Source organism: Rhizobium pantanalense, assembly GCF_030182525.1.
Classification (GTDB): Bacteria; Pseudomonadota; Alphaproteobacteria; order Rhizobiales; family Rhizobiaceae; genus Rhizobium.
This window is the reverse complement of sequence record NZ_JAQJCH010000002.1, coordinates 440,484-457,860: the sequence shown is the minus strand read 5'-3', so window position 1 is coordinate 457,860 and position 17,377 is coordinate 440,484. Positions and strand designations below refer to the sequence as shown.

The following is a 17,377-nucleotide window of genomic DNA, read 5'->3' as shown; positions in this document are numbered from 1 at the left end:
GATGCGTTTACAAGCGTGAGCGCAATTATCTCACGCGGGCTGTGTTCGGATTGTCGAGATCTTCTCGCCGGGGTGGGCGCGGTATCATGCGTCCGATCACAAGGACCAACAGCACCGCAATCAGAAGGCAGGCGGCCAGGAAGAACATCGGCGCAATCGTGCTTCCCGTGGAATCCTTGATCCAGGGCACGACGTTCTGGGCGATGAAGCCGCCGAGATTGCCGACGGAGTTGATCGCGGCAAGGCCTGCGGCGGCCCCCGCTCCCTGCAGGAAGCGGGACGGCAAGCTCCAGAACACCGGCTGGCCGGCGAAGATACCGGCCGCCGCAATGGAGAGGAAAACAAACTGCAGCGTATGGTCGGGAATAACGGCGGATAACACCAGGCTTACGGCGCCGACCAGCGCGGGAATGACGATATAGGGCGTCTTGGACTCCGCCTTGTCCGCTGCACGCGGCACGGCATAAAGAGCGATGGCGACGAGAATCCACGGGATGATGTTCAGGAAGCCGTTCGTCGTGTTGCTGACGCCGAAATTCTTTACGATCGTCGGCAGCCAGTAGCTGAGGCCATAGGCGGCGAGCGGGAAACCGATATAGCAAAGCGCCATCAGCAGCACGCGCGGATTGACGAGCGCCTTAAAGCCATCGGCGGCGTTCTGCTCCATGCCAGAATTTTCCACCGCGAGCCGGTCCTTCAGCCAGTTCTTTTCCGTATCGTCGAGGAACGTCGCTTGGGACGGCAGATCCGGCAGGTAAAACAGGGTGATGAAGCCGGCAATAATGGCTGGGATACCGGTCACCAGGAAGACCCATTGCCAGCCGGCAATACCATAAAGCCCGTTCAAGTCCAGCAGCACACCACCAAGCGGCGCACCGATCGCATTGGCGAAGGCGCTGAAGATCATGAAAAGCCCGACCATCGTGCCGCGATAGGCGGATGGATACCAAAGGGTCAGCAGATAGAGTACGCCTGGAAAAAATCCGGCCTCGCAAGCCCCCAGCAGGAAGCGAAGAATATAGAACATGGTCGCATTCTGCGTATAGGCAAGCGCGACCGTGACCGCGCCCCAGGAGATCAGAATGCGTGCAAACCACCTGCTGGCTCCGAACCTGTCCAAAAGCAGATTGCTCGGCACCTCGAAGATGAAATAGCCGATGAAGAACAGCGACGCACCAAGGCCATAGGCATATTCGCTCATGCCGAGCGCATCGACCATCTCAAGCTTGGCGTAACTGACATTCTGGCGATCGATATAGGCGATCAGATAGAGGATACCCAGAAAGGGCATAAGCCTCCAGGTGATCTTGGAAATAAGCTGCTTCTCATCAATCACGCCTCTTCCTCCCTGAAAGATGATTATGATTGATATAGATAGCGCAACTCAGCGTTTATCAATGCACCGAGTCATAAAGCTCGTTCGACTTCGTGATGGAAAACGAACGAGCTGGCTCCTTCAAAGCGAAGACGCCGGTCAGCCGGCGGCTCGCGCTTCAAGCGACGCGTTCGAACTGCGTGCGGATATGCTCGATATAGTGCTGGCCGGGCGACGGCGCTTTCACCATGGCGATCGCCGCCTTCTGCGGAACGCCGGTGAATTGACGCTCCTCACCATTCTTGAAGCGGATGTAAAGCCGTCCGTCATCCGGGCGGAAATAGACTGATTTGATGATTTTTGACGAAACCGGGAGCTCTTGCATGGGTCACCTTACCTCTGGCTCGCTTTATCGCATGAAAACCGAAATATTGGGTGAAGCGACCTAGTTAATCAAAGATAGAGTTGCAGCGCTCGATTTTATCGATTGCGCCCAGCACCTTAACGATCCTGCGGAAGTGCAGCCTCGGCATAGAGAGATGCGAACTCCGCACTTGGCGGTATCGGCTTGATGATGTCGATCAAGACGCCGTTCGGATCGGACGTGATGAAATGACGCTGACCGAAATCCTCGTTGCGGATGGCAAGCAGGATCGGCAGGCCGGCCGCCTGCAAGCGCCCATGAACGGCATCGACATCATCCACTTCAAAGTTGAGCAATAAGCCCGCGACCTTACCGCGCCCCTGCGGCGGAATCGTCTCATGCTGCCCATTCAGAATGGCGAGATTGACAGCGCTGTGCTCAGCCGACTGCAGATGGACGTACCAATCACTGGTGAAACTCTCCTGAAAGCCAAAATGCTTCACGTAAAAGGCAGCGGTTTCCTCGACGCGCTCGGTCATGATCACCGGATAATAGCTCGTTACCTTCATGCTTCACTTCCCCCTTCAAAAGACATACAATCTGCCTGTATTATTTCGAATAACATACAGGCTGCATGCATGCAAGATCCACGCTCCAATCGTGAGAGAACCGAGAAGACCAAGGCTGCACTCATCGCGGCTGCCCGCGCCTTGTTCGTGGAAAAGGGCTATGCCGAGACCTCGACGCCGGAGATCGTGGCCGCCGCCGGTATCACGCGCGGCGCGCTCTATCATCATTTCGAGGACAAGCGCGCGCTCTTTCGTGCTGTCGTCAAAGAGGAAGCGCTCGCAGTGAAAGCCGCCATAGACAAGGCGACCCCTGATCAGCTTGCGCCACGCACCGCCCTCATTGCCGGTAGCAATGCCTATCTTGAAGCGATGCGGATTGTCGGCCGCACACGACTTCTGCTGATCGAGGGGCCAACCGTCCTCGGCTTCGTCGACATGAAGCAGTTGGACGAGGAAACCACCACGCTCACGCTGAAGCATGGTCTGGAAGCGGCGCTCAGTCGTGGGCAAGAGTCGGATATCGCCGTTGAGGCCCTCGCGGACATTCTCTCAGCGGCCTTCGATCGCGCCGCCCTTGCCATCGATGCGGGGGATGATGCGGATCGTTATCGCGCAGCCATTGCACATATGATCGAACGTATTGCAGGCTGATAATTATGCTTGCTCGCCAGACCACAAGCGGTGGTAGCCTGAAACACAATTGAATACCCGCGCGGGCATCTATTGATGCATGCTGCAAGCAGATTTCGAGCGTTCTCGCATATTATTTGAGCACGCCTATTGCTTGACACTTTTTTAGCCTCCTTCTATGATTTTTACCAAATGATCAAAAAGCAGGGGAACTAAAAAATGACCAATGAAATCATACTGTCACGCCGCGCCGTCATTGCATCAGGCATTGCGCTTGGCGTCAGCGCCCTTGCGCCGGCTGCCCGCGCAGCCGCGCCGCTCAAGGTGGCGGGGATTCACGCCTCGCCGGTCGAAAATGCCTGGAATTCCTGTCTTCACAAGGCACTTCAGGATGCAGCCAAGGAAGGCGTTATCGAATACGTCTTTTCCGAGGGCGTCTCGGGCACGGACTATCCCCGCGCGATGCGCGAATATGCCGAACAAGGCAACAAGCTGATTATCGGCGAGGCCTATGCCGTGGAGAAGGAAGCGCGCCAGGTGGCCGCCGATTATCCGGACACGGCCTTCGTGCTGGGATCCAGCGGCGAGGCAACCGGCAGCAATTTTGGTGTCTTCGGCACCTGGAACTATGACGGCGCCTATCTCGCCGGCATGCTGGCGGGCAAGATGACCAAATCGAATGTGGTGGGATCCGTTGGCGCCATTCCGATCCCAGAAGTCAACATGCTGATCAACGCCTTTGCGGCCGGTGTTAAAGCGGTCAATCCGGACTGCAAGCATCTCGTTTCGTTCATCGGCACCTTCTTCGACCCGCCGAAAGCGCGCGAAGCCGGTCTCGCACAGATCGACGCCGGTGTCGACGTTCTCTTCGGCGAGCGCATCGGCACAGCCGATGCCGCGAAGGAACGTCACATCAAATCCGTGGGATCGCTGATCGATTACACGCCGCGCTACCCCGATACCGTCTTTGCCAACGCCATGTGGTACTTCCGCCCCATTCTCAATGCGGCGATCGCCGACGTTGCCGCCGGCAAGTCGGTCGGCCGCAACTACACAGCCTACGGCCTGATGAAGGAAGGCGGCAGCGACATCGTCTATGTGAAGGGCACAGCACCGGCAGAAGCGGAAGCTGCAATGGAGAAGGTTCGAACCGACATCAAAGCCGGCACCTTCGAAGTGCCGAAGGTTGCGGATCAGCCGAAGTAGCCCTCCGGCTCAATCATGAGCGGTTCGTCATCCGCCGATGCCACGGAGCTGGCTGGCGCTCTTAAGTCCGGCAAGCTTACCTGTGTGGATGCCATGCAGGCAGCGCTTGCCGCCTGCGCCAAGCAAAATGAGCTTGGCGCCATTACCTATATCAATCCTGAAGCCGGGCTTGCGGCGGCGCGCGCCCTGGATCATGAGGCATCGGAACATCCCGAACGCTTTGCGCAGCGCGCCTTTGCCGGCGTGCCGACGATCGCCAAGGATCTCGGCGGCCCCTTCCGCGGGCTGCCGGTGACGGCTGGCTCTCGCCTGTTCGCCCGCACTGGTCAAGGCGCGGACAGCGATTTAGCAGGGCGTTTTCGCGACGCCGGCCTCTGCGCCTTCGGCTTGAGCACCAGCCCGGAATTCGGCTTCTCGCTCGCCTCCGAACCGGCAATCGGCCCGATCTGCCGAAATCCGTTAGATCCTAGCAGAACTGCCGGCGGCTCGTCGGGTGGTGCCGCGGCCGCAGTCGCCGCCGGTATCGTGGCGATCGCGCATGCGACGGATGCGGGGGGCTCGATCCGTGTGCCGGCTGCCTGCTGCGGCCTTGTCGGACTGAAGCCGACACGCGGCGCCGTGCCTGCCGGCCCCTCCTTCGGCAATCATCTCGGCGGCATCGCCAGCGAACTCGCTGTCACCCGCTCCGTGCGCGACACCGCAGCGATCTTCGATATTGTCCGGGGAAGGGCAAGGGGGCCGTACGCGGACATCGTTCAACACCCGGCCAAAACGGGCAAACTTCGCGTCGGTCTGCTTACCGATACCGGACAGCATTATCCCATCGCAGCCGACCGAGCTCAAGCTGTCGAAGCCGCAGCCCACACTCTGGAAAGCCAAGGAAACGAGCTGCTATCCCTCCGTTGGGACGAGGTTGAAAGTGCCGTTCAGGCCAGCGCCCGTGCCTTTGGCGATGTCATTTCCATCAATATCGCCAACCTGATTGACGATCTCGAACTGGACATGCGCCTTGCGGAGACGATGACGCAAGCCTTCATTATGCGCGGACGCGCCATGCCGGCAACCGCCCTGTGGAACTCGCTCAATGGTGCCATCAGGGCAAGTCGCACTCTGTGGGATATCTTCGACAGGGTCGATGTCATCGTCATGCCGATGCTCGCCTCGGCGCCACCGCCGATCGGGTCTTTCCCCACGGATCATTCGGACACTGATTTGCACCTCGAGCGCATGAGCTCCTGTGCGCCTCTTGCCTCGCTCGCCAACATATCCGGCTTCCCGGCAATCACGCTTCCCTTCGGTGAAGATACGCAAGGTTTGCCGCTACCGATCCAGATGATGGCGCCGATGGGTGAGGATAAGCTGTTGCTGCAGCTTGCATTCTCGCTCGAGGCCGAACAACGTTGGCAGCACCGCTTCCCGATTGCAGGCTTCCCGACATGACCACAGCCGTTCTCACCATCGAAGGTGTCAGCAAGCGCTTCGGCAGCACCCTCGCCAATGACAATATCTCGCTGTCCTTGGCAAAAGGCGAGATCGTTGCCCTGCTCGGCGAGAACGGCGCCGGCAAGACGACGTTGATGAGCATCCTCTTCGGCCACTATGTGCCCGATACCGGCCGCATCCTGATCGACAATGTGGAGCTGCCACAGGGCAAGCCTCGCGCAGCAATCCGGGCCGGCGTCGGCATGGTACATCAGCATTTCTCGCTGGCGCCGAATCTGACGGTACTCGAAAACATTATGACAGGTACGGAGGGACTTTGGTCGCTCAAGTCTCAAACGGGTGCGGCCCGCAAAAAACTCCTGGCGATCTCCGAGCGTTTCGGCCTGAAGGTCGACCCCGATGCCCGGCTCGGCGATCTTTCCGTCGGCGAGCAGCAGCGGGTGGAAATACTGAAGGCGCTTTACAACGATGCGCGCATCCTGATCCTCGACGAGCCGACCGCCGTTCTCACCCAGATCGAGGCGGAAAAGCTGTTTTCGACGTTGAAGCAGATGGCCGCACAAGGCCTGTCTTTGATCTTCATCTCGCACAAGCTCGATGAGGTTATGGCCACGGCCGACCGTATCGTTGTCCTGCGTGGCGGCAAGGTTGCAGCCGAAAGAAAGGCATCTCAGACCAGCAAGGCCGAGCTTGCGGAGTTGATGGTCGGACATCGCGTCACGCGCCCAACCCGCGAGAAAAGCATCCCTGGCGCCATTGCACTCGAAGCTCGCGATATCACCGTCAAGACCGGTGGCGTCGAACGGCTGAAAAAGATCAGTTTTCATGTCCGGGCCGGCGAGGTTCTAGGCATCATCGGTGTATCGGGCAACGGACAGGCGAGCCTGGGGCAGATGCTATCCGGCACCGCAAGCCGTTCCTCGGGCGAGCTTCTTCTGTTCGGCAAGCCCGTCGGCGATCTTGACGTGGCCGCGGTCATCGAGGCTGGCATCGGGCGCATTCCGGAAGACCGAAACCGCGACGGAGCCATCGGCGAAATGGCGATCTGGGAGAATGCCGTGCTCGAGCGCCTGTCTTCCTATTCGAAGCACGGTCTCGTCGACAAAGGCGCCGCCATGGCCTTTGCACAGGAGATCATCGAGGCATTCGATGTGCGTGGCGGCACTGCTGCGACCCGCACCCGCCTATTGTCGGGCGGCAATATGCAGAAGCTGATCCTTGGCCGCAATCTCCATGAACGACCACGAATCCTGATCGCCGCCCAGCCGGCGCGCGGGTTGGACGAAGGGGCCGTCGCCGCCGTTCATGGGCGCATTCTGGAAGCGCGCCGGCAAGGCACCGCCGTTCTGCTGATCTCGGAGGATCTGGACGAAGTGATCTCCTTGGCCGATCGCATCCAGGCCATCGTCGGCGGTCGCCTTTCGACACCGATCGATACTGGTGAGGCCGATGCGCGCCTGCTGGGGTTGATGATGGCCGGAGAATGGAAAGACAAGAGTGGGACCGAACATGCGATTTGAACGGCGCGAGCACCGCCCACTCTACATGATGGCCCTGGCTCCCCTGCTTGCAATCATCGCAGCCCTCGCGCTCGCCGGCATCCTGATCGCGATTGCCGGCGCACCTGTCCTAGAAGCTTATCGCCGGATTCTGCTTGGAGCCTTCGGCTCCAGGCTTTCGGCAACGGAGACGCTGACCCGCGCGACGCCATTGATCCTGACGGGATTGGCCGCCGCCGTCGCCTTTCGCGCCCGCCTGTGGAACATCGGCGCCGAGGGACAATTCTATTTTGGCGCCATTGCCGTTGCGGGTTTCGGCTCGACAATGCTCGCCGGCCTGCCCGGCCCGATCCTTATTCCGCTATTGATGGTGATCGGCGCCATGGCCGGCATGGTCCTGATCCTCGTGCCACTATGGCTGCGGCTGCGCTTTTCCGTCGACGAAGTCGTCACCAGCCTCATCCTGAATTTCATCGCCGTTCTCTTCGTCTCCATGCTGATCGACGGTGTGCTGAAGGACCCGACGGCGTTCGGCTGGCCGCAATCCCAGGCGCTCGCCGATCACGCCATGCTGCCGAAGCTGATCGCCCGATCGCGCCTTCATATCGGCTTTGCAATTGCGATCATCATTGCGGCGCTCGTCTATTTCGTCCAGTCGCGCACGATCTTCGGCATGCAGTCGCGGGCGGCCGGCCTCAATCCTTCGGGCGCCGCCTTTGCCGGCGTTCGTCTCGGTTCGACCCTCGTCAAGGTCGCCTGCCTTTCGGGCGGGCTTGCCGGCCTTGCCGGCGCCATCGAAGTCATGGGCGTCAAAGGTTACGTCACGACCGATCTGTCGCCCGGCTTCGGCTATGCCGGCATCGTCGTTGCCATGCTTGCAAACCTCAACCCGCTCGGCGTCGTCCTTGCGGCTATCTTCACCGCCACCATGTTCGTCGGTGCCGACGGCATGAGCCGGAGCCTCGGCATCCCCACTTACATCGCCGACGTCACGGTCGCCTTATCGCTGCTGACCATGCTGATCGCGCTGTTCTTCACACAGTACAGGATCCGCCGATGAGCACGCTGGTCGATATCATTGCTTCAGCCGGACTTTGGGCTGCCGTACTGCGGATTGCGACACCCTTGATCTTCGGCACGCTGGGTGCGCTGCTTTGCGAACGGGCCGGCGTCCTCAATCTCGGCATCGAGGGCATCATGACATTCGGTGCAATGATCGGCTGGCTCTCCATCTATCACGGCGCCGATCTCTGGACCGGTCTTTTGATCGCGGCGATCGCCGGCGGCATTTTCGGGCTTCTGCATTCGGCTCTGACGGTGACGCTCGGCTTGTCGCAGCATGTTTCCGGCCTCGGTGTGACACTGTTCGCCTCCAGTTTCAGTTATTATGTCTTCCGGCTGATCGTCCCTCTCGCCGGGACGCCGCCGACGATCACGCCGTTCCAACCGATCACCATTCCCGGGCTTTCCACCCTGCCCTTCATTGGTCCGGCGCTCTTCACACAGACGGCACCCACTTACCTCGCGATCCTGGTAGCGCTGGTCATGGTCTATCTCATCTTCCGCACGCCCATCGGGCTTGCAATCCGCATGACCGGCGAAAATCCGCATGCGGCCGAGGCGCAAGGCCTCAACCCCATGAAGATCCGCTACGGCGCCATCATCGCCGGCAGTGCCCTAATGGGCATGGGCGGCGCTTTCCTGACGCTTTCTGCCTTCAACAGTTTCTTTCCGACGATGGTGCAGGGCCGCGGCTGGATCTGCATCGCGCTGGTCGTCTTTTCGTCCTGGCGGCCGGGCCGGGCGCTGTTCGGCGCCTTGCTCTTCGCCTTTTTCGATGCATTCCAATTGCGCCTGCAGACAGCGGTGCAGGGTGTGCCCTATCAGCTCTTCCTGATGACGCCCTATATCCTGTCCATCGTTGCCCTTGCCGTCATGAGCAGGCGCGCCCGCGTGCCGCAGGCGCTGATGCAACCCTATCGCCGTGGCGAAAGATAATTCGAGGAGCTTCCATGTTCGATCTGATCATTCGCAATGCCAATCTGCCCGATGGCCGCAAGGGCATCGACATCGCGGTCAAGGATGGCAAGATCGCAACAATCGAAGCCTCGATCGCGGCGGAGGCCAAGGAAGAGATCGATGCGACCGACCGGCTGGTAAGCCCGCCCTTCGTCGACCCGCATTTCCATATGGATGCAACGCTTTCACTTGGCCTGCCGCGCATGAATATTTCCGGCACGCTTCTGGAGGGCATCGCGCTTTGGGGAGAATTGCGCCCGATCGTGACAAAGGAGGAGCTTGTCGATCGCGCGCTGCGCTACTGCGATCTCGCCGTCACCCAAGGCTTGCTGTTCATCCGCAGCCATGTTGACACTTCCGATCCGAAGCTGGTGACGGCCGAGGCGCTTCTGGAGGTGAAGGACAGGGTCAAGCCCTATATCGACTTGCAACTCGTCGCCTTCCCGCAGGATGGCTATTATCGGGCCAAGGACGGTGTAGCCTCCCTCTCACGCGCACTCGACATGGGCGTCGATATCGTCGGCGGTATCCCGCATTTCGAGCGCACGATGGATGAGGGCAGAGCCTCGGTCGAGGCGCTTTGCAGGATCGCCGCCGACCGTGGCCTGCCCGTCGATATGCATTGCGACGAGACCGACGACCCGATGTCGCGCCACATTGAGACGCTGGCGGCGGAAACCATCCGCTTCGGGCTGGAGGGCCGCGTTGCCGGCTCGCACCTGACTTCGATGCATTCGATGGACAATTACTACGTCTCCAAGCTCATCCCGCTGATGGCAGAGGCGAAGATCAATGTGATCCCCAACCCGCTGATCAACATCATGCTGCAGGGCCGGCACGACACCTATCCCAAGCGCCGCGGCATGACGCGCGTGCGCGAACTGATGGATGCCGGGCTCAATGTCTCCTTCGGCCATGATTGCGTGATGGATCCCTGGTATTCGATGGGCTCGGGCGACATGCTCGAGGTCGGCCATATGGCCATCCATGTCGCACAGATGGCCGGCATCGAAGACAAGAAGAAGATCTTTGACGCACTCACTGTCAATTCCGCCAAGACGCTCGGCCTGGAAGACTATGGCCTGGAAAAGGGCTGCAATGCCGATTTCGTCGTGCTGCAGGCCGTCGACACACTGGAGGCGCTGCGCCTGAAGCCCAATCGTCTCGCTGTCATCAAGCGCGGCAAGATCATCGCCCGGTCCGCGCCGCGCATCGGCGAGCTTTTCCTCGATGGTCGACCCTCACAGATCGATGGCGGGCTCGATTACGTGCCTGTAAGGGGCTAATAGACCACCCCCTGAGCCACAACCAGGCAGTTCGTGGCTTGGAGCTCGCTCTTACCGCCTGGCGGGATCTCGCAACACTCTCGTTGCCTGATCCCGCGCCAACAGATTCCGTGAAATTCCCACCCCATCACCCGCTTTTCTTTCCCTACTGTCGTTATTCCCACGTCCACATAAATCACATATGCGCTACTGATATAAACTCACTTTACAACTAACATGTCAGCGTGATACTCAATGATCCTACAAGATCGGGAGGATCGGATGAGTGAGAATTTTGGCCTGTCGGCCGCCCTGGCAACACCCTTCAATGCGGATGGCGAGATTGCGATCCCGGGCGTGATCGAGCAGGCGAAGCATTGCCTTGCAAATGGCTGCAAGAGCGTCACCCTTTTCGGCACCACGGGCGAAGGCGCTTCGATCGGCACGCAGGAGCGCAAGCAGGTTCTTGCCGCCATGATCGCCGCCGGCATCACGCCCAAGCAGATCGTCATGGGCGTGCTCGTCGATGCCGCCGAGGATGCTGCCGCACAGGCCGGACAGGCGCTGGCGCAAGGTGTCCGCAACATTCTCCTCGCCCCACCCTCTTACTTCAAGAACGTCAGCGAAGACGGCCTCTTCAAATGGTTTTCGGCCGTTTTCACTATGCTGGGCACTCATGCCCGCGACGTGATCGTCTACAATATCCCGTCGGTGACGATGGTGCCGCTCTCCATTTCCCTCGTTGGCCGCCTGCGCGCCGCATTTCCGGATGTCGTTGTCGGCGTCAAGGACTCCTCCGGTGACTGGCCCTATACCGAGGAACTTCTGAAGACGCATGGCGATCTCATCATTCTGATTGGCGACGAGCGCCATCTTGCCCGCGGCGTTCGGCTCGGCGGACAGGGAGCAATTTCCGGCATGGCAAATCTCCTTCCCCGCGAAGTGCAGGCCATGGCGGAAAAGGGCATCGACGACGCCAATGTCGAGCGCTTCGTCGGGCAGCTGCTGAACTATCCGGTCATTCCCTCGATCAAGGCCATTCTCGCCCGTTTGACTGACAATGATAGCTGGCTTGCCGTGCGCCCGCCGCTCGTGGCATTGAACAGCCAAGATTCCGACACGCTCTTTACTGCTTTCGGCGCGCTGTTTCGCGCCAAGGCAGCCTAACCGATCAGCCCGGAGCTCCCCATGGACGGACCAGGCGAACAGACGACGTTGAGAGAGAAAGCCTATGAGAGCTTCACACGCCATCTTTTGGCGCGCGACGTTCGGCCCGGGCAATTCATCTCGCAACGGCGGCTCGTCGAGCTGACGGGACTGACGCTCGGCGCGATCCGCGAATTGATCCCGCGCCTGGAGGCCGAAGGGCTGATCAAGACGGTGCCGCAGCGCGGGCTGCAGATCGCCCATATCGATCTGGACCTGATCCGCGAAGCTTTCCAGCTTCGTCTTTTTCTGGAAAAGGAAGCCGTCGCACTGTTCACCTATTCGGCATCTGACGAGACGATTGCCAAGCTTCTGAAGGACCATCGCGATATCGCCGATGCGATCCGCTCCGGCGACAGCTCACAGGAACTAGAGCTTCACGCGCAATCGGTGGACTGGGGCATGCACGATGCCTTCATCGATGCGCTCGGCAACACGATCATCTCGAACGCCTATCGGGTCAATTCGATCAAGATGCGGCTGATCAGCCAGGACAGGTTTCGCATCAACGGCCATGTCGGGCCGGTCATGGAAGAGCATCTGAAAGTGCTCGAAGCCATTGAGAGGCGCTCAGCCGAAGAGGCGGTTACCGCGCTGGTAGCCCATATCGGTGGAGCGCGGGATCGCGCGTTAAAGATGTAAACAGTTTTAGATAACAGGCCGCGAATGAGGAGATTTTCGGCCAAAGGAGGAGGAACGGAATGTCATCGTCATTTTTCAACCCGACACGGCGCGGCTTCATGGCCGGCAGCGCCGCACTCGGCGCGGCAAGCCTTCTCGGTGTCCGCACCGCTTCGGCAGCCGTCGACTGGAAGCGCTTTGCCGGCACGACGCTCGAAGTCAATCTGGTCAAGAGCCCGCGCAGTGAGACGATCCTCAAATATCTGAGCGAGTTCGAGGCTCTGACGGGCATCAAGGTTAATGCCGAGGCGACGCCCGAGCAGCAGCAGCGTCAGAAGACAACGATCGAGCTCAGCTCCGGCAAGCCAAGCTTCGACGTCGTGCATCTGAGCTACCATGTCCAGAAGCGCCAGTTCGAAAAAGGCGGCTGGCTTGCCGATATCAGCAGCTTCATGAAGGACCCGTCGCTCACCGATCCCTCGCTGACGGAAAGCGATTTCGCCGAGGCCGGGCTGAAATTCGCCAAGGATTCCGCAGGCGTCATGCGCTCCCTGCCCTTCTCGGTGGACTACTGGATCATCTACTGGAACAAGGCCCTGTTCGAGAAGAAAGGCCTCGCCTATCCGGAAACCTTCGAAGATATGGCGAAAGCCGCCGAGGCGCTGACGGATAAATCGACCAACACCTACGGCTTCGTCGCCCGCGGCCTGAAGAATGCCAACGCGCCGGTGTGGACGACCTTCATGCTCGGCTATGGCACGACGCCGCTTTCGGCTGACGGCAAGCTGCAGACGGAATCGCAGGGCGCCGTCGACGCCGCCAAGCTCTATCAGCGCCTGATGACGAAATCGGCACCTCCCGGTGTTTCCGGCTTCAACTGGGCGGAAGCACAATCGGCCTTCCTGCAGGGCAAGATCGGCATGTGGGTCGATGGCGTCGGCTTTGCGCCGCCGATCGAAAATCCGGAAAAATCCCGCGTAGTCGGGCAAGTCGGCTACGGCGTCATGCCGAAGGGACCGAACGCGCAGGCAGCTGCGACGACCGGCGATGGCCTGGGCGTGACGGCAGCCAGCCAGAAGAAGGAAGCCGCTTATCTCTTCTGCCAATGGGCGATCTCGCATGACATGGGTGCACGCCTCCTGCAGGCCGGCGCAGGTGTTCCCTTCCGCCAGTCCATTCTGGAGGATCAGAAGGTGCGCGAAGGCGTGAAGATGCCGGGCGCCTGGCTCGATGCCGTCGCCGGTTCCGCCAAGGTCTCTCAGCTGGCGCTACCCGTTATCATCCCTGTCACTGAGTTCCGCGACATCTATGGTGTCGCGCTTACGAACATGATCGGCGGCGCAGATCCCGCAGCCGAACTGAAGACGGCAACCGCCCAGTTCGAGCCGGTTCTGGCACGAAGCGAGGGATAATGGCCTCCGTGAGTATTGAAGATACCGCCACCAAGGCAACCAAAGGAAGGAGCAAGCCGCAACGGCTTGCTCCCAACTACTGGCCCTTCGTCATCCCCGCGCTGATCGTGATTGCCGCTGTCATCGTCTTTCCCTGGGTCTTCACCCTGTGGATGAGCGTGAACAAGTGGACACTCGGTCAATCGCAGAGCTTCGTCGGCTGGGACAATTATGTCCGGCTGGCGACCGACACGCGTTTCTGGGAATCCCTTTGGCACACCGTTCTCTATACAATGCTCTCCGTCGTCGGCCCCTTGATCTTCGGAACGCTGGCGGCACTGATCTTCGATGCAAACTTTCCGCTACGCGGGTTCCTGCGCGGCATCTTTGTCATGCCGATGATGGCGACGCCTGTTGCCGTCGCCCTCGTCTGGACCATGATGTTCCACCCGCAGCTCGGCGTGCTGAACTATCTGCTCTCGCTTGTGGGCGTCGGACCGCAGGAATGGATCTACAATCAGGCGAGCGTCATCCCCTCCCTCGTGCTCGTCGAGGTGTGGCAATGGACGCCGCTGGTCATGCTGATCGTGCTCGGCGGTCTCGCTTCGGTGCCGCGCGATCCCTATGAAAGCGCCGAAATCGACGGCGCGAATGCCTGGCAGAAGTTTCGCTATCTGACGCTGCCGATGATCTCGCCTTTCCTGATGATCGCCGTCATCATTCGCGGCATCGATGCGATCAAGAGCTTCGACATCATCTATGCGATGACGCAGGGCGGCCCGGGAACGGCATCCGAAACGATCAACATCTACCTCTACAATACCGCCTTTTCCTATTACGACATCGGCTATGGCTCGGCCATGGCAGTGGTATTCTTCATCCTCATCGTCGCGCTTTCCTTCATGCTCCTGATGATGCGGCAGCGGACGAAATGGACCGACGCGGAGGGACATTGAGATGAAGCGTTCGACACTCAACCGTATCGGCCTGTTCTTCGTGGCCCTGGTCATCGTCTCGCCCGTTATTCTGTTCTTCCTCTGGATGATCTCGCTGTCGCTGAAATACGAGATCGATAACGGCGCCTATCCGCCGATACTTATTCCGGATCGTTTCGCCTGGACGAACTACGTCAATGTCTTCCAGGAAAACAACTTCTTCCTCTATTTCTGGAACTCCATTCTCGTGACGGGGGCAGCTACCCTGCTCGCACTCGTCATCGGCGTGCCGGCCGGCTACGGTATCGCGCGGCTGAAGGCAGAGAAGTCGGCCATCGTCATTATGATCGCCCGCATGACGCCGGGCCTATCCTTCCTCATCCCGCTGTTCCTGCTGTTTCAATGGCTCAATCTGCTCGGAACGCTCTGGCCGCAGATCATCATCCATCTCGTCGTCACCGTGCCGATCGTCGTCTGGATCATGATCGGCTATTTCGAGACGACTCCGATGGAACTGGAGGAGGCTGCAAGCATTGATGGCGCAACGCCGTGGCAGGTCTTCCGGCTCGTCGCGCTACCGATCGCACGCCCCGGCATCGTCGTCGCCTTCATCCTCTCAGTGATCTTCTCCTGGAACAATTTCGTCTTCGGCATCGTGCTTGCGAGCCGCGAGACCCGCACGCTGCCGGTGGCGGTCTATAACATGCTCTCCTTCGAGCAGGTGAGCTGGGGACCGCTTGCGGCGGCCGCCCTCATCGTGACGCTGCCGGTGCTCGTGCTGACGATGTTCGCGCAACGGCAGATCATCGCCGGTCTGACGGCCGGCGCCGTCAAATGACGCAGCCTTTGTCTTTTGGATAGGATCACATTCATGGCACCCGTCAACATACAGAGCATCCAGAAGCGCTACGGCCAGGTGAAGGTCATTCACGACATCAGCGTCGATATCGCCGATGGCGAATTCGTCGTCCTTGTCGGTCCCTCGGGCTGCGGCAAGTCCACGCTGCTACGGATGATCGCCGGGCTCGAGGAGGTGAGCGACGGCGAGATCCACATCGGCCGGCGCGAGGTCAGCCATTTGCCGGCACGCGACCGCGACATCGCGATGGTCTTCCAGAACTACGCGCTCTATCCGCATATGACGGTCGCCGAAAACATGGGCTTTGCGCTAAAGCTGAAAAAGGCAGAAGCTGCGGAAATCGCCGCCAAGGTGCAGAAGGCGGCTGCCATCCTCGGCCTCGAAAATCTGCTGGATCGCTTGCCTCGTCAGCTTTCTGGCGGTCAGCGCCAGCGCGTCGCCATGGGCCGCGCACTGGTGCGCGATCCCCAGGTCTTCCTGTTCGATGAGCCGCTCTCCAATCTCGATGCAAAGCTGCGCGTGCAGATGCGCGGCGAAATCAAATCCATGCATCAGCGCATCGGCACGACGACGATCTACGTGACGCATGACCAGGTCGAGGCGATGACCATGGCCGACAAGATCGTCGTGCTGCACGGCGGCCTTATCGAGCAGGTCGGCGCGCCGCTCGATCTCTATGACCGACCGGCCAATCTCTTCGTCGCCGGCTTCATCGGCTCACCGTCGATGAACTTCATCGACGGCAGGATCGAAGAAGGCATCTTCCGCAGCGACAAGGGGCTGATCCTGCCCTTACCGAAAGACTTTGCCATCCCAGAGCACGGCGGGCGCCCACTTGTCTACGGCATCCGGCCCGAACATATCCGCGCTGTGGCAAGCGGCCTGTCGGCCAGGGTCGGAATTGTCGAGGGCACGGGATCTGAAATCTACGCCAAGCTTGATTGTGGTGGCGAGGAGATCTCTTGCCTGTTCCGCGAGCGGCTGAACATCCGCTTCGGCGACAAGATCGAAATCGCCATCGATCCGGCAAGCATCCATCTTTTCGACAAGGCGAGCGGAAAACGGCTTTGAACACTCCTTCCATCTTCGATCCACCGGTCGGTAGGGCCAAGCACGTCCTTTGTGTTGGCGCTGCCGTTCTCGATACGCTCTTTCGCGTCCGCACCCTTCCCCAAGGTCAGGGCAAAGTATTGCCTTACGACATGCTGCAGATCGCGGAGGGCATGGCCTCCAGCGCTGCCTATGCCATCGTCCGGCTCGGTGGCAAGGCCAGCCTGTGGGGTGCCGTTGGTGACGACGATACCGGTGAACGCATTATCCGCGATCTGAGTGCCGTCGGCATCGATGTCGTGGGCATGTCGCGGTTAGAGGGCGCCCGTTCCGCCGTCTCGACCATCCTGGTGGACGATGACGGCGAAAGGCTGATCGTTCCCTTCTACGATCCGAAACTGCACCACACGGTGAAGGATTTCACGGCCGAGGATATCGCTGCATTCGATGCTGTGCTGGTCGATGTGCGCTGGCCGGGGCTAGCATTGCAGGTTCTCAAAGCTGCCAGAGCGATGGGCAAGCCGGCCATTCTCGACGGCGACGTGGCGCCTGACGGCATCATCGAACAACTGGCGCCGGAAGCGAACCATATCGTTTTCTCCGAACCGGCCGCACTTCGCCTGACGGAAACAAGCGATGTGTCCGCGATGACGCAGCGTCTGAAACAGCGCTTCGATCACGCTTTCATCTGCGTGACGGCAGGGGCGGCCGGCAGCTACTGGTTCGACGAACAAAACAACGACGTCGCGCATTGCCCGACCATTTCCGTCAAGGCTGTCGACACGCTTGCCGCAGGGGACATCTTCCACGGCGCCTTCGCGCTCGCAATCGCGGAAGGAATGGCACCCGCGGACGCAATCCGCTTTTCCTCTATCGCCGCCGCCATCAAATGCGGGTCGTTTGGGGGGCGTTCGGGGGCGCCGACGCGGGCTGAGGTCAGCGCACGCCTTGGCGTGGATGACGCGTCAAGCCCAGTATAGAGAAAGCATCAAATCCTGGCATAGC

General features: G+C 60.0%; 17 protein-coding genes. 14 read left to right on the top strand and 3 right to left on the bottom strand.

What is annotated here, in order from left to right:
- Positions 1 to 25 precede the first annotated feature (25 nt).
- From PH558_RS08215 to PH558_RS08205, 3 genes are all read right to left on the bottom strand, one after another.
- Positions 26 to 1,336, bottom strand: a complete 1,311-nt coding sequence (locus PH558_RS08215) for an MFS transporter (protein ID WP_285203320.1) — start codon at positions 1,334 to 1,336, stop codon at positions 26 to 28.
- A 157-nt stretch (positions 1,337 to 1,493) separates the two neighbouring features.
- A complete protein-coding gene (locus PH558_RS08210) occupies positions 1,494 to 1,700 on the bottom strand; it encodes a KTSC domain-containing protein (protein WP_092706279.1) in 207 nt (68 codons plus the stop codon).
- A gap of 116 nt (positions 1,701 to 1,816) precedes the next feature.
- Complete coding sequence (locus tag PH558_RS08205; RefSeq protein WP_113407641.1) at positions 1,817 to 2,248, bottom strand: VOC family protein; 432 nt, start codon at positions 2,246 to 2,248, stop codon at positions 1,817 to 1,819.
- Positions 2,249 to 2,317: 69 nt separating this feature from the next.
- On the opposite strand from PH558_RS08205, the gene PH558_RS08200 reads away from it, so the two are divergent.
- The 14 genes from PH558_RS08200 to PH558_RS08135 all read left to right on the top strand — a co-directional run bounded on the left by PH558_RS08200 (position 2,318) and on the right by PH558_RS08135 (position 17,352).
- Entirely contained in the window at positions 2,318 to 2,899 is a 582-nt protein-coding gene (locus PH558_RS08200; protein ID WP_095436776.1) for a TetR/AcrR family transcriptional regulator, read from the top strand.
- Positions 2,900 to 3,097: 198 nt separating this feature from the next.
- Complete coding sequence (locus PH558_RS08195) at positions 3,098 to 4,084, top strand: BMP family protein (protein WP_285203315.1); 987 nt, start codon at positions 3,098 to 3,100, stop codon at positions 4,082 to 4,084.
- Positions 4,085 to 4,099: 15 nt separating this feature from the next.
- Positions 4,100 to 5,524 (top strand): amidase, encoded by a 1,425-nt coding sequence (locus tag PH558_RS08190; protein WP_285203314.1) that lies wholly within the window; start codon positions 4,100 to 4,102, stop codon positions 5,522 to 5,524.
- The gene (locus tag PH558_RS08185) at positions 5,521 to 7,047 is read left to right on the top strand and encodes an ABC transporter ATP-binding protein (protein WP_285203313.1); all 1,527 of its coding nucleotides are present in this window, start codon (positions 5,521 to 5,523) and stop codon (positions 7,045 to 7,047) included. The genes PH558_RS08190 and PH558_RS08185 overlap by 4 nt, the downstream gene beginning before the upstream one ends.
- The gene (locus PH558_RS08180) at positions 7,037 to 8,086 is read left to right on the top strand and encodes an ABC transporter permease (protein ID WP_285203309.1); all 1,050 of its coding nucleotides are present in this window, start codon (positions 7,037 to 7,039) and stop codon (positions 8,084 to 8,086) included. The genes PH558_RS08185 and PH558_RS08180 overlap by 11 nt, the downstream gene beginning before the upstream one ends.
- Positions 8,083 to 9,024: an ABC transporter permease gene (locus PH558_RS08175; protein ID WP_285203307.1), complete on the top strand. Its 942-nt coding sequence runs from the start codon at positions 8,083 to 8,085 to the stop codon at positions 9,022 to 9,024. The genes PH558_RS08180 and PH558_RS08175 overlap by 4 nt, the downstream gene beginning before the upstream one ends.
- Before the next feature lie 14 nt (positions 9,025 to 9,038).
- Complete coding sequence (locus tag PH558_RS08170; RefSeq protein WP_285203306.1) at positions 9,039 to 10,331, top strand: amidohydrolase family protein; 1,293 nt, start codon at positions 9,039 to 9,041, stop codon at positions 10,329 to 10,331.
- A gap of 261 nt (positions 10,332 to 10,592) precedes the next feature.
- Positions 10,593 to 11,477 carry a dihydrodipicolinate synthase family protein gene (locus tag PH558_RS08165; protein ID WP_285203304.1) on the top strand — a complete coding sequence of 295 codons (885 nt, stop codon included), beginning with the start codon at positions 10,593 to 10,595 and terminating at the stop codon, positions 11,475 to 11,477.
- Positions 11,478 to 11,498: 21 nt separating this feature from the next.
- Positions 11,499 to 12,158: a GntR family transcriptional regulator gene (locus tag PH558_RS08160; protein ID WP_095436784.1), complete on the top strand. Its 660-nt coding sequence runs from the start codon at positions 11,499 to 11,501 to the stop codon at positions 12,156 to 12,158.
- Between the two features lie 59 nt (positions 12,159 to 12,217).
- Positions 12,218 to 13,549, top strand: coding sequence for an ABC transporter substrate-binding protein (locus tag PH558_RS08155; RefSeq protein WP_285203301.1), 1,332 nt, complete (start codon positions 12,218 to 12,220; stop codon positions 13,547 to 13,549).
- Positions 13,549 to 14,484 carry a carbohydrate ABC transporter permease gene (locus tag PH558_RS08150; protein ID WP_113407633.1) on the top strand — a complete coding sequence of 312 codons (936 nt, stop codon included), beginning with the start codon at positions 13,549 to 13,551 and terminating at the stop codon, positions 14,482 to 14,484. The genes PH558_RS08155 and PH558_RS08150 overlap by 1 nt, the downstream gene beginning before the upstream one ends.
- 1 nt (position 14,485) lies before the next feature.
- Positions 14,486 to 15,301, top strand: coding sequence for a carbohydrate ABC transporter permease (locus tag PH558_RS08145; RefSeq protein ID WP_095436787.1), 816 nt, complete (start codon positions 14,486 to 14,488; stop codon positions 15,299 to 15,301).
- A 33-nt stretch (positions 15,302 to 15,334) separates the two neighbouring features.
- Complete coding sequence (locus PH558_RS08140; protein ID WP_113407632.1) at positions 15,335 to 16,393, top strand: ABC transporter ATP-binding protein; 1,059 nt, start codon at positions 15,335 to 15,337, stop codon at positions 16,391 to 16,393.
- Positions 16,390 to 17,352, top strand: a complete 963-nt coding sequence (locus tag PH558_RS08135) for a sugar kinase (protein WP_285203292.1) — start codon at positions 16,390 to 16,392, stop codon at positions 17,350 to 17,352. The genes PH558_RS08140 and PH558_RS08135 overlap by 4 nt, the downstream gene beginning before the upstream one ends.
- Positions 17,353 to 17,377 lie beyond the last annotated feature (25 nt).